The organism is Stenotrophomonas sp. GW821-FHT02D01, from assembly GCF_059421765.1.
Window position 1 is genome coordinate 55,682 of record NZ_JBWKVP010000008.1, and the last position, 14,472, is coordinate 70,153.

General features: G+C 68.0%; 13 protein-coding genes. 4 read left to right on the forward strand and 9 right to left on the reverse strand.

What is annotated here, in order from left to right:
* Positions 1 to 119: 119 nt before the first annotated feature.
* Positions 120 to 1,634 (reverse strand): succinyl-CoA:acetate CoA-transferase ScpC, encoded by a 1,515-nt coding sequence (gene scpC, locus AC07UW_RS15650; protein ID WP_080150722.1) that lies wholly within the window; start codon positions 1,632 to 1,634, stop codon positions 120 to 122.
* Positions 1,635 to 2,009: 375 nt separating this feature from the next.
* Here scpC and glnE point away from each other — a divergent pair, with 375 nt between their 5' ends.
* A complete protein-coding gene (glnE, locus tag AC07UW_RS15655) occupies positions 2,010 to 4,805 on the forward strand; it encodes a bifunctional [glutamate--ammonia ligase]-adenylyl-L-tyrosine phosphorylase/[glutamate--ammonia-ligase] adenylyltransferase (RefSeq protein ID WP_495212376.1) in 2,796 nt (931 codons plus the stop codon).
* 482 nt (positions 4,806 to 5,287) lie between these two features.
* On the opposite strand, the gene AC07UW_RS15660 is transcribed toward glnE, so the two are convergent.
* From AC07UW_RS15660 to AC07UW_RS15680, 5 genes are all read right to left on the reverse strand, one after another.
* Complete coding sequence (locus tag AC07UW_RS15660; protein WP_025878224.1) at positions 5,288 to 5,848, reverse strand: queuosine precursor transporter; 561 nt, start codon at positions 5,846 to 5,848, stop codon at positions 5,288 to 5,290.
* Between the two features lie 74 nt (positions 5,849 to 5,922).
* Positions 5,923 to 6,438, reverse strand: a complete 516-nt coding sequence (locus tag AC07UW_RS15665; protein WP_025878222.1) for a hypothetical protein — start codon at positions 6,436 to 6,438, stop codon at positions 5,923 to 5,925.
* A gap of 32 nt (positions 6,439 to 6,470) precedes the next feature.
* A complete protein-coding gene (locus AC07UW_RS15670) occupies positions 6,471 to 6,962 on the reverse strand; it encodes a hypothetical protein (RefSeq protein WP_223494076.1) in 492 nt (163 codons plus the stop codon).
* A gap of 18 nt (positions 6,963 to 6,980) precedes the next feature.
* Positions 6,981 to 7,829: a DUF2145 domain-containing protein gene (locus AC07UW_RS15675; RefSeq protein WP_495212377.1), complete on the reverse strand. Its 849-nt coding sequence runs from the start codon at positions 7,827 to 7,829 to the stop codon at positions 6,981 to 6,983.
* A 151-nt stretch (positions 7,830 to 7,980) separates the two neighbouring features.
* On the reverse strand, positions 7,981 to 8,940 hold the full coding sequence (locus AC07UW_RS15680) for a mitochondrial fission ELM1 family protein (RefSeq protein ID WP_223494078.1): 960 nt from the start codon (positions 8,938 to 8,940) through the stop codon (positions 7,981 to 7,983).
* A gap of 122 nt (positions 8,941 to 9,062) precedes the next feature.
* Between AC07UW_RS15680 and AC07UW_RS15685 the strand changes: the two genes are divergently transcribed.
* Together AC07UW_RS15685 and AC07UW_RS15690 are read left to right on the forward strand one after the other, a co-directional pair.
* Entirely contained in the window at positions 9,063 to 9,653 is a 591-nt protein-coding gene (locus AC07UW_RS15685) for a malonic semialdehyde reductase (protein WP_025878215.1), read from the forward strand.
* Between the two features lie 85 nt (positions 9,654 to 9,738).
* Positions 9,739 to 10,449: a YceI family protein gene (locus tag AC07UW_RS15690; RefSeq protein WP_025878214.1), complete on the forward strand. Its 711-nt coding sequence runs from the start codon at positions 9,739 to 9,741 to the stop codon at positions 10,447 to 10,449.
* A 356-nt stretch (positions 10,450 to 10,805) separates the two neighbouring features.
* Here AC07UW_RS15690 and AC07UW_RS15695 read toward each other — a convergent pair whose 3' ends face one another.
* Entirely contained in the window at positions 10,806 to 11,207 is a 402-nt protein-coding gene (locus AC07UW_RS15695) for a hypothetical protein (protein WP_223494079.1), read from the reverse strand.
* 311 nt (positions 11,208 to 11,518) lie between these two features.
* On the opposite strand from AC07UW_RS15695, the gene AC07UW_RS15700 reads away from it, so the two are divergent.
* Complete coding sequence (locus AC07UW_RS15700; RefSeq protein ID WP_495212378.1) at positions 11,519 to 12,352, forward strand: hypothetical protein; 834 nt, start codon at positions 11,519 to 11,521, stop codon at positions 12,350 to 12,352.
* A gap of 73 nt (positions 12,353 to 12,425) precedes the next feature.
* Here AC07UW_RS15700 and AC07UW_RS15705 read toward each other — a convergent pair whose 3' ends face one another.
* Both AC07UW_RS15705 and AC07UW_RS15710 read right to left on the reverse strand, forming a co-directional pair.
* Positions 12,426 to 13,223 (reverse strand): siderophore-interacting protein, encoded by a 798-nt coding sequence (locus AC07UW_RS15705; protein WP_164280921.1) that lies wholly within the window; start codon positions 13,221 to 13,223, stop codon positions 12,426 to 12,428.
* 59 nt (positions 13,224 to 13,282) lie between these two features.
* The gene (locus tag AC07UW_RS15710) at positions 13,283 to 13,843 is read right to left on the reverse strand and encodes a PadR family transcriptional regulator (RefSeq protein WP_495212379.1); all 561 of its coding nucleotides are present in this window, start codon (positions 13,841 to 13,843) and stop codon (positions 13,283 to 13,285) included.
* Between the last annotated feature and the right edge of the window lie 629 nt (positions 13,844 to 14,472).

The following is a 14,472-nucleotide window of genomic DNA, read 5'->3' on the forward strand; positions in this document are numbered from 1 at the left end:
CGGCAGCTTTTAGGCCAGGCGAGCATCCGGCGTGCGGACGTTGCTGAGGGGAGCCGGCCAGCGGCCGGCACTGCCGGATGTGGGCAAGAAAGGCCGGGCATCCGCCTGGCCTTTTCGCGTCAGGCCTTCATGGTGCCCGTATCCAGCCACCGCTGGTGCCACGACAGCGCCTCCGGCAGCAGGTGCGGGGTGTGCTTGCCGTAGCTCTCGCGGCTGGCGCGGTCGAAGTAGTCCTGCAGCTGCGCGCGGAAATCCGGGTGCGCGCAGTTGTCGATCAGCACCTGCGCGCGCTTGCGCGGGGTCAGGCCACGCAGATCGGCCAGGCCCTGTTCGGTCACGATCACCGACACGTCGTGCTCGGTATGGTCCACATGACTGGCCATCGGCACGATCGCCGAAATGGTGCCGTTCTTCGCCGTCGACGGGCTCAGGAACGCAGACAGGAATCCATTGCGCGCGAAGTCGCCCGAACCGCCGATGCCGTTCATGATCCGCGTGCCCATCACGTGCGTCGAATTGACGTTGCCGTAGATGTCCACCTCGATCATGCCGTTCATGCCGATGCAGCCCAGGCGGCGCACCAGTTCCGGATGGTTGGAGATTTCCTGCGTGCGCATGATGATGCGCTCGCGGTAGAAATCGATGTTCTCCTTGAACGTCTCGTTGGCCTGCGGGCTCAGTGCGAAGCCGGTGCACGAGGCATAGCTCAGCACGCCGTCGCGCAGCAGGTCGAGCATGCCGTCCTGGATCACTTCGGTGAACGCGGCCAAGTCGCGGAAACCACTCTTGGCCAGGCCGGCCAGCACCGCATTGGGGATGTTGCCCACGCCCGACTGCAGCGGCAGCAGGTTGGCCGGCAGGCGGCCGCGTTTCACTTCGTGCTGCAGGAACTCGATCAGGTGCGCGGCAATCTGTTCGCTGGTCGCATCGATCGGGCTGAACGGGCTGTTGCGGTCCGGGCCATTGGTGCGCACCACGGCCACGATCTTGTCCGGGTCGCAGCGCAGCGCGGTCTCGCCGATGCGGTCGTTGGCATTGACCAGCGGAATCGGCTTGCGGTGCGGCGGCAGCGCGGTGCCGTAGTAGATGTCATGCATGCCGTCCACGCCGGCCGGCTGCCACTCGTTGACCTCGATGATCACCTTCTTGGCCAGGTCCAGCCAGGTCTTGTTGTTGCCCAGCGAGGTGGACGGCACCAGCGAGCCATCCTCGCGGATCGCCGAGACCTCGACCACGGCGGTATCGATCTCACCGTAGAAGCCGAACCAGACGTGCTGGGCGACGTGGCTGAGGTGGATGTCGATGTAATCCAGCTTGCCCTCGTTGATGCGGTTGCGCGCATCCGGGTCGCTCTGGAACGGCATGCGCATGGCGATGCCATCGGCCTTGGCCAGCGCGCCATCGAGTTCCGGCGCGGTGGAGGCGCCGGTCATCAGGCTGATCTGGAAGGGCAGGCCCTGGGCATGCACCGATTCGATGCGGCGGGCCAGCTCAACGGGAACGGCCTTGGGGTAACCGGAGCCGGTAAAGCCGCTCATGGCCACGGTTTCACCGGGCTGGATCAGCGCGGCTGCGGCCTCGGCGGAGACCACGCGGTCACGAAGACGCGCGTTGGCGATGCGATCAACAGTCATGACGACAGCGTTTCTGGGGGGAATCCCGATTATCGGCCATCCCCTGCCGTACGGGGGGTTCTACCTTCGTGGAATGGTGTTTCCGGCAAGGCCTCTCCCATACCCGTCAGTTTTGTTTTGCAGTGCAGCGTGCAAAGTACTTTCGTACACCGCACGATGGCCCTGCATCCCGACGTGGGGGAGGGAGCAGAGCCCGCTGGCAGTTCGCTGCAAGCGGGCTTTTTTATTGCCTGTCGCCCAAGATGAATGCGCGGCCTCCACTATCGGTAGTGCCGGCCGCTGGCCGGCAACCCCAGCAACCTTCGGCGATATCGCAGCAAGCGGTCGCAGCCCTTCGCCGTTGGCAAAGAGATGCGACCCCGCGAGAATCAGTGCATGACCCTCGTCCCCGCCGAATTGCCCGCCACCCTGCAGCCCCTCGTCCACCGCGCGCTGGCGCGCCTGGCCCAGGCAGTGCCCGATCCCATACCGGCCGAACTGCAGCCGATGCTGGTGCAGCTGGCCATCAGCAGCGACTTCGCCCTGGACACCCTGGTGCGCCAGCCCGGCCTGATGGCGCAGCTGGCCGCGCCGGGCTGCCCGCCGCTGCCGGCGCCGGTGCTCGACCCGCTGCAGCCCAGCGACTGGCCGGCACAGCTGCGACGCTGGCGCACAGCGATGTCCACCCGCTTGATCTGGCGCGACCTGGCCGGGCTGGATGACGTGCCGCAGACCTTGGCGGGCGCCACCGCGTTGGCCGAGGACTGCCTGCGCTTGGCGCTGGACGCCCTGCAGCAGGAATTCGCCCAGCGCCACGGGGTGATCGCCGATGACCACGGCCAACCGCAGCAGCTGGTGGTGTTCGGGCTGGGCAAGCTGGGTGGTGGCGAGCTCAACTTCAGTTCCGATGTCGATCTGGTCTACGCCTACTTGCAGGGCGGTGAATCCGACGGTCCGCGCGCGCTGGCGGCCGAGGAGTACTTCGCCCGCCTCGGCCAGCGCCTGGCCAAGCTGCTGGATGAAACCACCGTCGATGGCTTCAGCCATCGCGTCGACCTGCGCCTGCGCCCGTTCGGCAGCGCAGGCCGTGTCGCGCTGTCATTCGCTGCGATGGATCAGTACTTCCAGCGCGAAGGCCGCGACTGGGAGCGCTATGCCTGGTTGAAGGCGCGTGCGGTGGCGGGCGATATCGCCGCTGGCGAGGCCTGGCTGCAGACCCTGCGTCCGTTCGTGTACCGCCGCTACCTCGATTTCACCGCGCTCGACGGCCTGCGCGAGATGAAGGCGGCGATCACTGCGGAAGTCGCCCGCCGCGAGATGCACGACGACATCAAGCGCGGTGCCGGTGGCATCCGCGAGATCGAATTCCTGTGCCAAGCGTTGCAGCTCATTCGCGGTGGGCGCGAGCCGGTGCTGCGTGAGCGGCGGTTGCTGGTCGCGCTGGACGCGCTGGTCGCTGCCGGGCAGATCGCCCGCGATGATGGCGCCGCACTGCGCGAGGCCTATCTGTTCCTGCGCCGGCTGGAAAACCGCCTGCAGATGCTGCGCGATGCGCAGACCCATGTGCTGCCCAGCGATGCGCTGGATCGCGAGCGGATTGCCGTCGGCCTGGGCTATGCCGATTGGGATGCGCTGCGCGCCGCACTGCGTGTGCAGCAGCAGCGCGTCAGTACCGAGTTCGGTGCGCTGCTGGCACCACGCAAGGGCCAGGCAGCGCCGGATGCGCTGGCCAACTACTGGCGCAGCCTTCCCGAAGGCAGCAACGCGCCGCTGCTGGCTGAGGCCGGTTTCCTCGATGCCAATGGCGCCGATCAGTCACTGCGCGATTTCGCCCAGGGCACGGGCGTGAAGTCGCTGTCCGATGCGGCGCGCGCGCGCCTGGACCGCGTACTGCCGGCACTGCTGCACGCGGCCACCCGTTCACCGCAGCCCGATGCCGCACTCAAGCGCGTGCTCGGCCTGCTGCAGGCAGTGCTGCGCCGTACCAGCTACCTGGCGTTGCTGGACGAACAGCCCAGCGCGCTTGCGCGACTGGTCGACGTGCTGGCACGCAGCGCGCTGCTGGCCGAACGCCTGGCCGCGTATCCGCTGCTGCTGGATGAACTGCTGGACGTACGCGTGTCCGGGCCGATGCCCGATGCCGCCGGCATGCTGGCCGAATGCCGACAGGTGCTGCCGGTGGAAGATCCCGAATCGCAGCTGCGCTGGCTCAATGAAACACGCCTGGCGCTGAGCTTCCGCATGGCCATGGCCACGCTGGATGGCCGCCAGGGTGCGGTCGACAGCACCCGGCAACTGGCCGAACTGGCGCAGGCGGTGGTCATCACCGTGTTGGCGATGGCCGAGGCCGATATGCACGCCGCGCACGGCGCTATCGCCGGCGGCCGCTTCGCGATCATCGGTTACGGCAGCCTGGGCGGCCTGGAGCTGGGTTTCGGCTCGGATCTGGACCTGGTGTTCCTGCACGATCACCCGCCGGGTGTGGAAGCCAGTGACGGCGCGCGCCCGCTGGAACCGGGCCGCTGGTATGCGCGCCTGGCCCAGAAGGTGATGGCGCTGCTGGCTGCGGTCACCGCCGCCGGCCGCCTGTACGACATCGACGTGCGCCTGCGTCCGGATGGTGGCAAGGGCTCGCTGGTGTCTTCGCTGGCCAGCTACACCGAGTACCAGCGTGATCGCGCATGGACATGGGAGCACCAGGCGCTGGTGCGCGCACGCGGCGTGGCCGGCTATGCCAGCCTGCTGCAGGATTTCGAACAGGTACGTGCGCAGACCCTGGGCCGCGAACGTGATCGCGCAACACTGTATGCCGATGTGGTGAAGATGCGCGGGCGCATGCGCACCGAACTGGACCGCAGCGATGCCGCGCGGCTCGACCTGAAGCAGGGTGCAGGCGGCGTGGTCGATCTGGAGTTCCTGCTGCAGACCGGCGTGCTGGCATGCAGTGCGCAAGTCCCTGCATTGCTGCAGCCGCGCGCCACGCCGGCGTTGATCGACGCGCTGGCGGCGGCGGGGTTTCTGCCCGAAGCCACCGCACAGGCGCTGCATGGCGCGCATGCCACGCTGCTGGAGGTAGGGCTGGCCTGCACGCTGGATCGCCGGCCGCGCTTGGCACCGACGACGCCGGCCATCGAAGAGGCGTGTGCGGCGATCCGCGCCGCGTGCATCGCCGCGGAGCTGCCGTTCGCCTGACCGCCTGCAATGGCGGTAGCAGCTTTGGGTGGGCGCCGATCGTTGGCACCCACCGGGTCAATGGCTCGGCGATGGCTTTTCATTGGTACGTGTCGACCATTGGTCGGCACAATCCCTCAGCTGCGATGAACCCTGAAGAAGCGTGCCGACCAACGGTCGGCACCCACCGGGTTCAAGGAGTGTGCCAACCAGGGTTGGCAGCTACCGGACCAATGGTCTGGCGATGGCTTTTCATTGGTAGGTGCCGACCGTTGGTCGGCACAATCTCTCAGCTGCGATGAACCCTGAAGGAGCGCGCCGACCAACGGTCGGCACCCACCGGGTTCAAGGAGCGCGCCAACCAAGGTTGGCAGCTATCGGATCAAGGGCCCGGCGATGGCTTTTCATTGGTAGGTGCCGACCGTTGGTCGGCACAATCTCTCAGCTGCGATGAACCCTGAAGGAGCGTGCCGACCAACGGTCGGCACCCACCGGTGAGGCGGTCAGCCCGCTGTACGCAGCGGCGCCATCTTCCACAGCAGCGCACGGAACGGGGCCAGCAGGCACACGCCGATCGCCAGCTTCACCGCCAGGTCGCCCGCCGCCCAGCTCACCCACGGCAGGGTGGAACCGGCGAAGGCGATCGACCAGAAGATGGTGGTGTCCACCGTGGCGCTGCAGGTGGTGGCCACCATCGGTGCGCGCCACCAGCTGCCGCGGCGCAGGCGATCGAATACGGTGATGTCCAGCAACTGGGCCACGATGAAGGCCGAGCACGAGGCGATCGCAATGCGCGGTGTGGCCACCCACACCGACAGCAGCACCGCTACCGCAAACCCGATCCACGCCACGCGGCGGGCCGGGCCCGGGCCGAAGCGGCGGTTGATCAGGTTGCTGACCAGAAAGGCCACCGGGTAGCTGAAAGCACCCCAGGTCAGCCAGTCATTGATCGGGTACTGCACCAGCACGTTGGACAGCAGCACCACCGCGCCCATGGCCAGCACCGCCAGCACCAGGGCGCGGGCGGTCAACGGGGCAAAAACAGGCGCAGGACGCACGGACATGGCGAGCCAGGGGACAAAGGGGATCGCCCATTATCCGCCCGGCCCGCCGCAAAGCCAAAAACGGCCGTTCAGTTTTACAGCTGCTCGCTCAGCGCGTCGCCGGCGGCATAGGCGGTCGGCACATAGGCCAGGGCCTTGCCGTCACTGTTCTTCACTGTCCAGCCGGCACCGGCATCGGTCGGGTCGAAGCGCACCTGCTGGCCGACCACGAAACCGGCCACCGGGTCTTCGCCCTCGATCGCCGGCCACTGCAGGGTGGCGGTCTGGTCGGCCTTGTCCGGCACCTGCAGCTGCACCTGGCGCTCGCCAGCGGCGGTGGTCGCCACCTGCTTCACTTCCATCGGCGGCAGCGGCACTGCCGGAGTGCGCTCGGCCACCCGGCCATTGCGCTCGCTGGCCTTGAACGGCGCCTTGGACAGTGCGGCCAGGCCCATCGAGGTGGCCAGTGGAACCGACACCACGATCAACGAAGTGACCAGCACGCTGGCCTGGCCGCTGTTGATGTGCGGGGCGGCACCAGCGTGCACGGTCGGCACCGTCAGGGCCGAGAGCAGCAGGGCGGCGGCGGGGGCGCGCAGGGAACGAAGCATGGTGACCTCCTGGTCAGGATGAAGGCAGCGGCTCAGCGCTGCGTATCGAAAATGTCGCGTGGGCCGGTGGCCTCGGGCAGGTACTCCAGCGGGCGGCCCTGGTTGTCGCTCACCTGCCAGCCGTTGCCCGATCCGGTGGGTTGGAAGTTCACGGTCTGGCCTACGTTGAACTGCACGGCCGGGTCACCGGGGCGCTTGGGCCATTGCATGGACGCGGTGTTCTGCGGGTTGCTGGCGTCCTGCAGCAGCACCTCGCGGCGGCCATCAACGGTGGTGGAGATGGCGCTGACCTGCATCTGCGGCAGCTTCACCGCGCCCCGGCCTGCAGGCACGCCGGTATCTTCGGCTTCCTTGGCCGCCGCTGCTTGCGCAGCCGCCACCATCGGCGCGGACATCTCCAGGCTCGGCCCCTCGGGCACGCTGTTCTGGATGATCACGATGCGGCGCTCGGCATGTGCCGGCGCTGCAGACAACAGGCTGCCGCACAGAAGCACGGCCAACGCGGAAAACTGCAGGTTGCGCATCATCTTCTCCTTGCCAGGTCAGGGCGCAGCGGCGGCAGTGTCGGCCGTCGCATGCGCAATGGTCAGTTCCTGCTGCAGCTGGCTGCGCTGGTGCAGGAAGTCGAATACCGATTCCACCGTCACCACCGAGTAATTGCCGGAAATGCGTTCGCTGGCCGGATGGTCGGTGGTGGTGGCGTTGGCCACGAACAAGCCCGCACCCACGCGCTTGCCCAGGCCGATATGCAGCACGCTGGGCTGGTACTTCTGCGCGCGCAGCCATTGCTGTGCCTGTTCGCGCTTGACGATGACCGGGCCACCTTCGGCCTGCGCCATCGCTGCGGCCAGCACTTCCAGGATCCACTGGTTGGAATTCTGGAAGTCGGTGGCGAACGGATAGGCCACCACGTTGTAGTTCGATTCGTGCAGCGCCTTGGGCTGGATCGCCGGCGCAGCCAGCATCCGCTTCAGTGCAGCCTGCAACGCAGGGGGCGGCACGCCGATGCGCAGATCGGTATGGGTGCCGCTTTCACCGACGAAATTGCCCAGGCCCTCGCGGTACAGCTGCGAGCTGTCGGTCTTGCAGCGGTTGAGCAGGTGCATCGCGCGCCAGCGGCCGTCGTCCTCGCGCAGCAGGAAGGCCAGGTGGCTGTGGCGTAGGCCGTAGCGGCTCAGGTCCTGGCCGCCACGCGCGGCGATCACCACGTCCACGTCGGGCAGCGCATCCAGGCGCTCAGCCGTGGTCCACGCCACATCGAACATCGCCGCCTGCGCGGCCACGCTGGGGTAGCGCTCGTGGCAGGTACCGCTGTCGGCCCATGCCGGCACGGTGGCCAGCAGGCCCATCGACAGCAGCAGGGCGCAGCGCAGGCGATGCAGACGTTCCATGTATACCGCTCCAGACGCGGGCAGGCCCGCGCGCCGATCATACCCGCATCGCTGGAATCAGCGCTCCACAGGGGGTGAGGTAGTGCCGGCCGCTGGCCGGCATCCGCATATACGTCGCCGAAGATCATGAGTTGCCGGCCAGCGGCCGGCACTACCGTGATGCCAGGCGCGCTTTGACCTCGGCGGCAATCCGCGTGGTTTCGCGCAGCGGTTCGATGCGGTCGTACTGCCAGTCCAGCCAACGCGGCTGCAGGCGCCCGCGCTCGCGCAGCTGCTGCTGGAAGCGCGCCAACCGTCCCTGTGCGGTATCGGCCAGGGCCACCATCACCGGCATGCGGGTGGCGCTGGCCTCGGACAGCAGGTTCACCGAATCGGGTGACACCACCACCCGGTTGGCCCAGCCGAGCAGGCCGGCGTACGGGTTCACGCCATCGCCGCCATCGCCCCAGATCACATGCGGCAGATCGGCGAACTTCGCGCGCAGGATCTCGGCCAGTGCCGGCGGCGTGCGCCGCGACGTCGTCGCCAGCAGGCTGCCGCCCTCGCTGCGGATCTGCTCGGCCAGCGCCTGGAATACATGCACCATCGCGGTTTCGTCCCACGGCGCCAGCGGCGTCGGGCCGCCCACCAGCAGCGCGGTGCGCGGGCCGGGCAGGGTGCTGAAGCTGGCGAACGCAGCGCGGCCCCAGGCCAGCCAGTCATCGTCCACCGGGTTCAGGCTGCCGATCAGGGTCAGCACGTTGCTGCCGCGCAGGGCGTCATGTTCGGGCACCACCACCACATCCCAGTGACGCGAGCCGATGCGCGGGTCGAGGATCTGCACTACCTGGCTGCCGCGCGCGCGCAGCACGCGAAGCGCACCGGCGGCCTGGCGGCCACAGCCGATCGCCAACGCGGGCGCCTCTGCAGCGAGTGACGCGAACGCCTCGCCGTAGCCTTTCACATCACCGGGCAAGCGCCGCGGTGCCAGCCAGCGCCATGGCGCCCGGGGTTGCAGGATCAGGGGGCGGTGGGTGCCTTGGCGCAGCGCCGAGGCCAGCGCGACCGCCTGCCGGACATTGCCGGCACGGCCGTCGGTGACCGTCCAAGGCGCGCTCGATCGTTTCACCATTGGCATTAATTCGTTTCAGCCCTGCTGGGTGTTGCAACAGTCGCGACACTCTACACTGCGGATCGACGTTTCGCCCCGCGCCGCCCGCGGGCACAGACCTTAGCCGCCCTGGAGATCCACCGATGTCCCACGCGCTCGACGCTGCTGCACTGGACCAGTTGTTCCGCACTGCCCGTACCCAGAACGCCTTCCTCGACAAGCCGGTCGAAGACGCCCAGCTGCACGCCCTGTACGACCTGCTGAAGTGGGGCCCGACCGCCGCCAACGGCAGCCCGGCGCGCTTCGTGTTCGTGAAGTCGGCCGAAGCCAAGGCCAAGCTGGCCCCGGCCCTGTCCGAAGGCAACCACAACAAGACCTTGGCTGCCCCGGTCACCGTCATCGTGGCCTTCGACCAGGACTTCCACGAGAAGCTGCCGTACCTGTTCCCGCACACCGACGCCAAGGCCTGGTTCGACGGCCCGCGCGAAGGCCGCCATGAAGGCGCGTTCCGCAACGGCAGCCTGCAGGGCGCTTACCTGATCCTGGCCGCACGCGCGCTGGGCCTGGATGCCGGCCCGATGTCCGGCTTCGACAACGCCAAGGTCGACGAAGCCTTCTTCGCCGGCACCAGCATCAAGTCGAATTTCCTGGTCAACCTGGGGTACGGTGACGATTCGGGCCTGTTCCCCCGTCTGCCGCGCCTGTCCTTCGACGAAGCGGCGCGCATCGCGTAAGTCGCTGTATCGGTTTCGGGCCCGCCCGCCGTGGCGGGCCATTGCTGCACTGTGTTCCCACCCTACGATCCGGAGAGTTCCTGAGATGAGCGCCACCCGTAAACTGCTGCTGCCGCTGGCCCTGACCCTGGCCATCGCCGCCTGCTCCAAGCCGGCCGACACCGCCGCCCCGGCAGCCGATGCTGCTGCCCCGGCCGCCACCGAACAGGCTGCCACCACCCCGGCCGCCGATGCCGCTGCTGCCGCCCCGGCCGCTGCCGCCATCACCATCGCCTCGGGCACCTACAAGCTCGACCCGACCCACACCGACGTGCTGGCGCAGTGGAGCCACTTCGGCTTCTCCAACCCGAGCGCGCACTTCGGCAACGCCGAAGGCACCCTGGTGTACGACGCCACCGACGTCACCAAGTCCACCGTGGAAGTGAAGCTGCCGCTGAGCGGCCTGAACAGCTTCACCGCCAAGTTCGACGAGCACCTGAAGAGCGCCGATTTCTTCGACGCTGCCAAGTTCCCGGCTGCCAGCTTCAAGAGCACCAAGGTTGAATCGGCCGGCACCAACAAGCTGACCGTCACCGGCGACCTGACCATCAAGGACATCACCAAGCCGGTCACCCTGGACGTCACCGTCAACGGCGGCGGCGAGCACCCGATGGCCAAGGTTCCGGCCGCCGGCTTCGATGCCACCACCACGATCAAGCGCAGCGATTTCGGCGTCGGCGCCTACGCCCCGAACGTCAGCGATGAAGTGAAGATCCGCATCACCACCGAAGCCACCGGCGAGAAGCCGGCGGCTTGATCCCTCCCGCTCACTCGTCGTGAGAAGGCAGAAGGCCCGCTGAAAAGCGGGCCTTCTTTTTTGGCAGCGTTCTGGACGGGGCGCTCGATTGTCTGATTGGCCGATTGCCGAATCACCCGGTGGCCGAATCACTCAATCGCCCAATCGCCGAATTGCCGAATTGCCCGATCGCTGAATCGCCGAATCACTCGGTGGTCCGATCGTCTGGTAGTGCCGGCCGCTGGCCGGCAACTGCATGCATCCAACTACACCGAGGTTGCCGGCCAGCGGCCGGCACTACCCGGTAGGTGCCACCTCGGTCGGCGCACGAGCACTCCGCAGGCCAACCAAGGGTGGCCACTACCGGGTACGGGCGCTCAGCGCAGCGTACCCAGCCACGCCGCCGACGCTTCGCTCGGGCTCTGCTTGGCCTTCACCACCAACCCGCTCGCACGCACGAACGTCTGCGCGGCCTGCGCCACTACCTGACGGGCGATCAGCGCGGCCTGCTTCGTCGTTGCCTGCTGCTTGCGCAACTGCACGATATGCACCGACGGGCGACCTACCGGCGCGTACTTCTGGTCGCGGCGCAGGATGTCGGCCACCTGTGCCACTTCGTGTTCGGCCTGCAGGTAGCGGTGCTGTGCCTCGACCAGCTCACGCAGCGGTACGCGCGCCGCAGCCGGGTCGGCAAAGGCGGACAGCGCTGCATCGCAGGCGGCATCATCAGTGAAGCGGGTACGCAGCGTGTCCACGCTGGCCAGGGTCAGTTTGGCCATGTGGGCCTCGTTGCTGCAGGAAAGGAGTGCGATTGTCGCATTGCTTGCCGGGTCGTGCCGGCCGCTGGCGGGCGACTGCGTGGGAGCGTGCGGACCAACGGTCCGCACCCACCGGCTGTCCGAGGGTCCGCACCCACCGGCTGTCCGAGGGGCCGCACCCACCTGCTGGCCGACGGTCCGCACCCACCGGCTGTCCGACGGTCTAACACCCACCGGCTGGTCGACTGTGTGCACCCGCCAGCGGAAGAGAGCAGCCGAGCATCGGGTCGCGGTTACCATGGCGGCCGCACTGAACCACGGAAGGCAACACCATGCAGGAAGCGCAGTACTGGCTTGGCGAATTCTGGACCGGCCTGAGCGTGCTCGATCTGATCGGCGGCAGCGTGCTGGGCACGCTGTTGGGGCTGGTGCTGGGCATCTTCGCCTGGCGCGGGCTGCATCGACGCGGTTGGCTGCGGCGGCAGCGGCGTTGGCACCACGGGCTGCTGGCCTCGTATGTGGTGCTGCTGCCGTTGCTGGTCGCGTTCTTCGGCCTGCAATTGGGCTTCACCGCCGGCGCGCACCGCGCGCTGTTCAAGCAGCTGGACCACTTCCAGCCGCACCTGCAGACGATGGTGGAAGGGTGGAGCAGTGGCTTCACCGCCTCGTTGGAAGACGAGCGCATGCGTGCCGCCCTGCAGAGCCAGGGCACCGTGGGTGACGTTGCCGATTCGCTTGCCGCGATCTACCTGCGCGAGGATCCGCTGCCCGGCGTGGATCGTCTGGGTAACGGCCCGATGGCGCGCGGCGTGGGCTGGGTGATCGGCAAGGTGCGCGCCGGGTTGCTGCGCGCGATGGTGGAAGACACGCTGATCGACAAGGCCGGCGCTGTGGGCCTGGAGCCGAAGATGGTGCGTGAGGCGCTGACCATGCGCATGGATGAGCTGTTGCATACGCGTGGCGTGCTGCGCCTGGTGAAGGCGCAGATCAACGGCATGATGCCGGGTGTGTACCTGGGGTTGCTGCTGCCGCTGGCGATCATCGCGCTGCTGCTGGCGCTGGAGATATGGGCCGCGCATCGGTTCGGGTGGAAGGGTGGGGCTGCGCCCCGGTTGGTAGTGCCGGCCGCTGGCCGGCAGTTGCAGGATGCAGCCGAAGGGTCATGAGGTTGCCGGCCAGCGGCCGGCACTACCCGTAGAAGAGCGTGCGGACCAACGGTCCGCACCTACCGTTTTGCGGTCAATCGCCGTCCTGTTCGTCCGGGTGCGCCTTCCAGTAACCGGTCGAGCGGATCCAGTCGCGCGGCACGCCCAGGTGGCCTTCGATGAACTTGCGCATCATCCGCGCGCGGCGCGATTCGGTGGCGATCCAGTAGAACGTATCGCCCTCGGGCACCTCGAAGTCGGTCAGCATGTCTTCCAGCAGCGTGCTGCTGGCGGCCGGGAAGCCGTTGCGCTCCAGCCAGTGGATGCGCACGTTCTCGTACTGCGGCAGGTCCTGGCGCTCGTCCTCGTCGGCAACCTCGATGTAGGCCTGCACCTGCGCGCCTTCAGGCAGCACGTCCAGCCAGCGGGCGATGGCCGGCAGCGCGGTCTCATCGCCAATCAGCACGTAGGCGTCATAGCTGTCGGCCACCACGAACGAGCCGCGTGGGCCGCCGATCACCAGCATGTCGCCGGCCTGTGCGCGCTCGGCCCACGGCCCGGCAACGCCCTGGTCGTGCAGCACGAAGTCGATGGCCAGCTCACCGGTTTCGTGGTCCCACCAGCGCGGGGTGTAGTCGCGTGCCGGCGAAGGCTGCTTGCCCTCGGGGTAGCTGCGGCCCTCGGCGGTCAGCACCGGCAGCACCATCTCGCCGCTGGCGTTGGGGAAGAACAGCTTGATGTGGTCGTCGGCGCCGGGCGAATCGAAGCCGGCCAGGTCGTCGCCGCCCAGCACGATGCGGCGCATGTGCGGGGTGACAGTCTCGGTGCGCAGCACCGTCAGTTCACGGAAGCGCACATCCAGGCGCAGGCGCGAGTTGTGATGTTCGGTCATGGGGGTACCTGTTGGAAGGTCGCGCGGGGGCGCGCGGCATGGGGGAGACCTGGCTGGAATCAGTCTGGCTGGGTCATTGAAAAGTGAGCAGGCGCGTTGTCGCCCTGGCCGTTGATCAGCGCCGAGGCACGCGACAGCAGCGCCGCCACCTGCTCGGCTTCGCCGTCGGCCCAGCGCCCGTGGTGGTGCACCAGCGCCCGCTTGAACTCGCGCAGCGCGGCGGCCAGCGGCGCCGGCAGCGAGGCCTTGGTGATCTCGCGGGCGCGGTCGAACGCGCGCCGTTGCGCCAATCGCACCTGGCTGCGCTGCACCTTCAGTTCGAACTCGCCGGCGGTGGTGATGCGGAACACACGGCGGCCGTCCACCTCTTCCGACGCCACCCAGCCGGCCTGCTCGAAGCTGGCCAGCAGCGGGTACATGGTGCCGGCGCTGGGGGTATAGGCCTGCATGAACATGGTGCTGATGTGCTGCATCAGCTCGTAGCCGTGGCGCGGCTGCTCGCCGATCAGCGCCAGCACCAGCAGGCGCAGGTCGCCACGGCTGAGCACGCGCGGCTGGCCGTTGCGGCGGGGTACCGCGGCATCGTCGGTGCGGCTGCGAGAGGAGGGGGGGCGGCCCATTTCGATATATCGGTAACGTGTGCTGCAAACGATATATCGATAGGCCGGGCCCGGCAAGCAGGATTCCGGCCACAACGCTTGCCGGATCGGGCCACGCAGCCAGGTGGCGCAAGGGATGCAGGGGAAAAGATGCGCGCGGCGCAAGCCACCGTTGCGCGGCCTGACATCCGTATCGGGCCACGCAACGGCACTGCGGGTTTCCGCCCCGGGCAGGGGCGCAGCAGACGAGCGGCGAACCGCGGGAAGGGGCCTGCTCGCGGCCAACCGTGCGCAGCTGCCTCGTCCGCGTCGAGAGGCGCGCGCGACACGTTGTCGCGGGTTCAGCGGCACCCCGTCAGACAACGCCGACATGGCGCCCGCCTTGCCCCACAACGGTCATCCATGGCGGTAACACTGCGTCCTGCGCATGGGCGCAGCAGGCCGCAAGCGACAGCTGGCGCAGCCCTTGCAGGCAGCCACAGCGGCCTGCCGCAGCGCGTTGTCAGCGCTTTGTCCCGAGGGTGGACGTCCCGGGACAGGCCTTGCAGACATGGGTGGCCTGCATCCATACGCCAGCGTAGCCAAGTGACGAAAGCCCTTGGTGCGCTACACTTTGCGGTCTAGAAATCTATCAACAGTCGCGCGCGTGC

What these genes read in the sequence shown, in the direction of transcription:
- AC07UW_RS15705 (WP_164280921.1), bottom strand. Translation starts at nt 13,223, where the DNA reads ATGACCGAACATCACAACTCGCGCCTGCGCCTGGATGTGCGCTTCCGT.
- AC07UW_RS15710 (WP_495212379.1), bottom strand. Translation starts at nt 13,843, where the DNA reads ATGGGCCGCCCCCCCTCCTCTCGCAGCCGCACCGACGATGCCGCGGTA.
- scpC (WP_080150722.1), bottom strand. Translation starts at nt 1,634, where the DNA reads ATGACTGTTGATCGCATCGCCAACGCGCGTCTTCGTGACCGCGTGGTC.
- AC07UW_RS15695 (WP_223494079.1), bottom strand. Translation starts at nt 11,207, where the DNA reads ATGGCCAAACTGACCCTGGCCAGCGTGGACACGCTGCGTACCCGCTTC.
- AC07UW_RS15680 (WP_223494078.1), bottom strand. Translation starts at nt 8,940, where the DNA reads ATGGTGAAACGATCGAGCGCGCCTTGGACGGTCACCGACGGCCGTGCC.
- AC07UW_RS15670 (WP_223494076.1), bottom strand. Translation starts at nt 6,962, where the DNA reads ATGCGCAACCTGCAGTTTTCCGCGTTGGCCGTGCTTCTGTGCGGCAGC.
- AC07UW_RS15660 (WP_025878224.1), bottom strand. Translation starts at nt 5,848, where the DNA reads ATGTCCGTGCGTCCTGCGCCTGTTTTTGCCCCGTTGACCGCCCGCGCC.
- AC07UW_RS15700 (WP_495212378.1), top strand. Translation starts at nt 11,519, where the DNA reads ATGCAGGAAGCGCAGTACTGGCTTGGCGAATTCTGGACCGGCCTGAGC.
- AC07UW_RS15690 (WP_025878214.1), top strand. Translation starts at nt 9,739, where the DNA reads ATGAGCGCCACCCGTAAACTGCTGCTGCCGCTGGCCCTGACCCTGGCC.
- AC07UW_RS15665 (WP_025878222.1), bottom strand. Translation starts at nt 6,438, where the DNA reads ATGCTTCGTTCCCTGCGCGCCCCCGCCGCCGCCCTGCTGCTCTCGGCC.
- AC07UW_RS15685 (WP_025878215.1), top strand. Translation starts at nt 9,063, where the DNA reads ATGTCCCACGCGCTCGACGCTGCTGCACTGGACCAGTTGTTCCGCACT.
- AC07UW_RS15675 (WP_495212377.1), bottom strand. Translation starts at nt 7,829, where the DNA reads ATGGAACGTCTGCATCGCCTGCGCTGCGCCCTGCTGCTGTCGATGGGC.
- glnE (WP_495212376.1), top strand. Translation starts at nt 2,010, where the DNA reads ATGACCCTCGTCCCCGCCGAATTGCCCGCCACCCTGCAGCCCCTCGTC.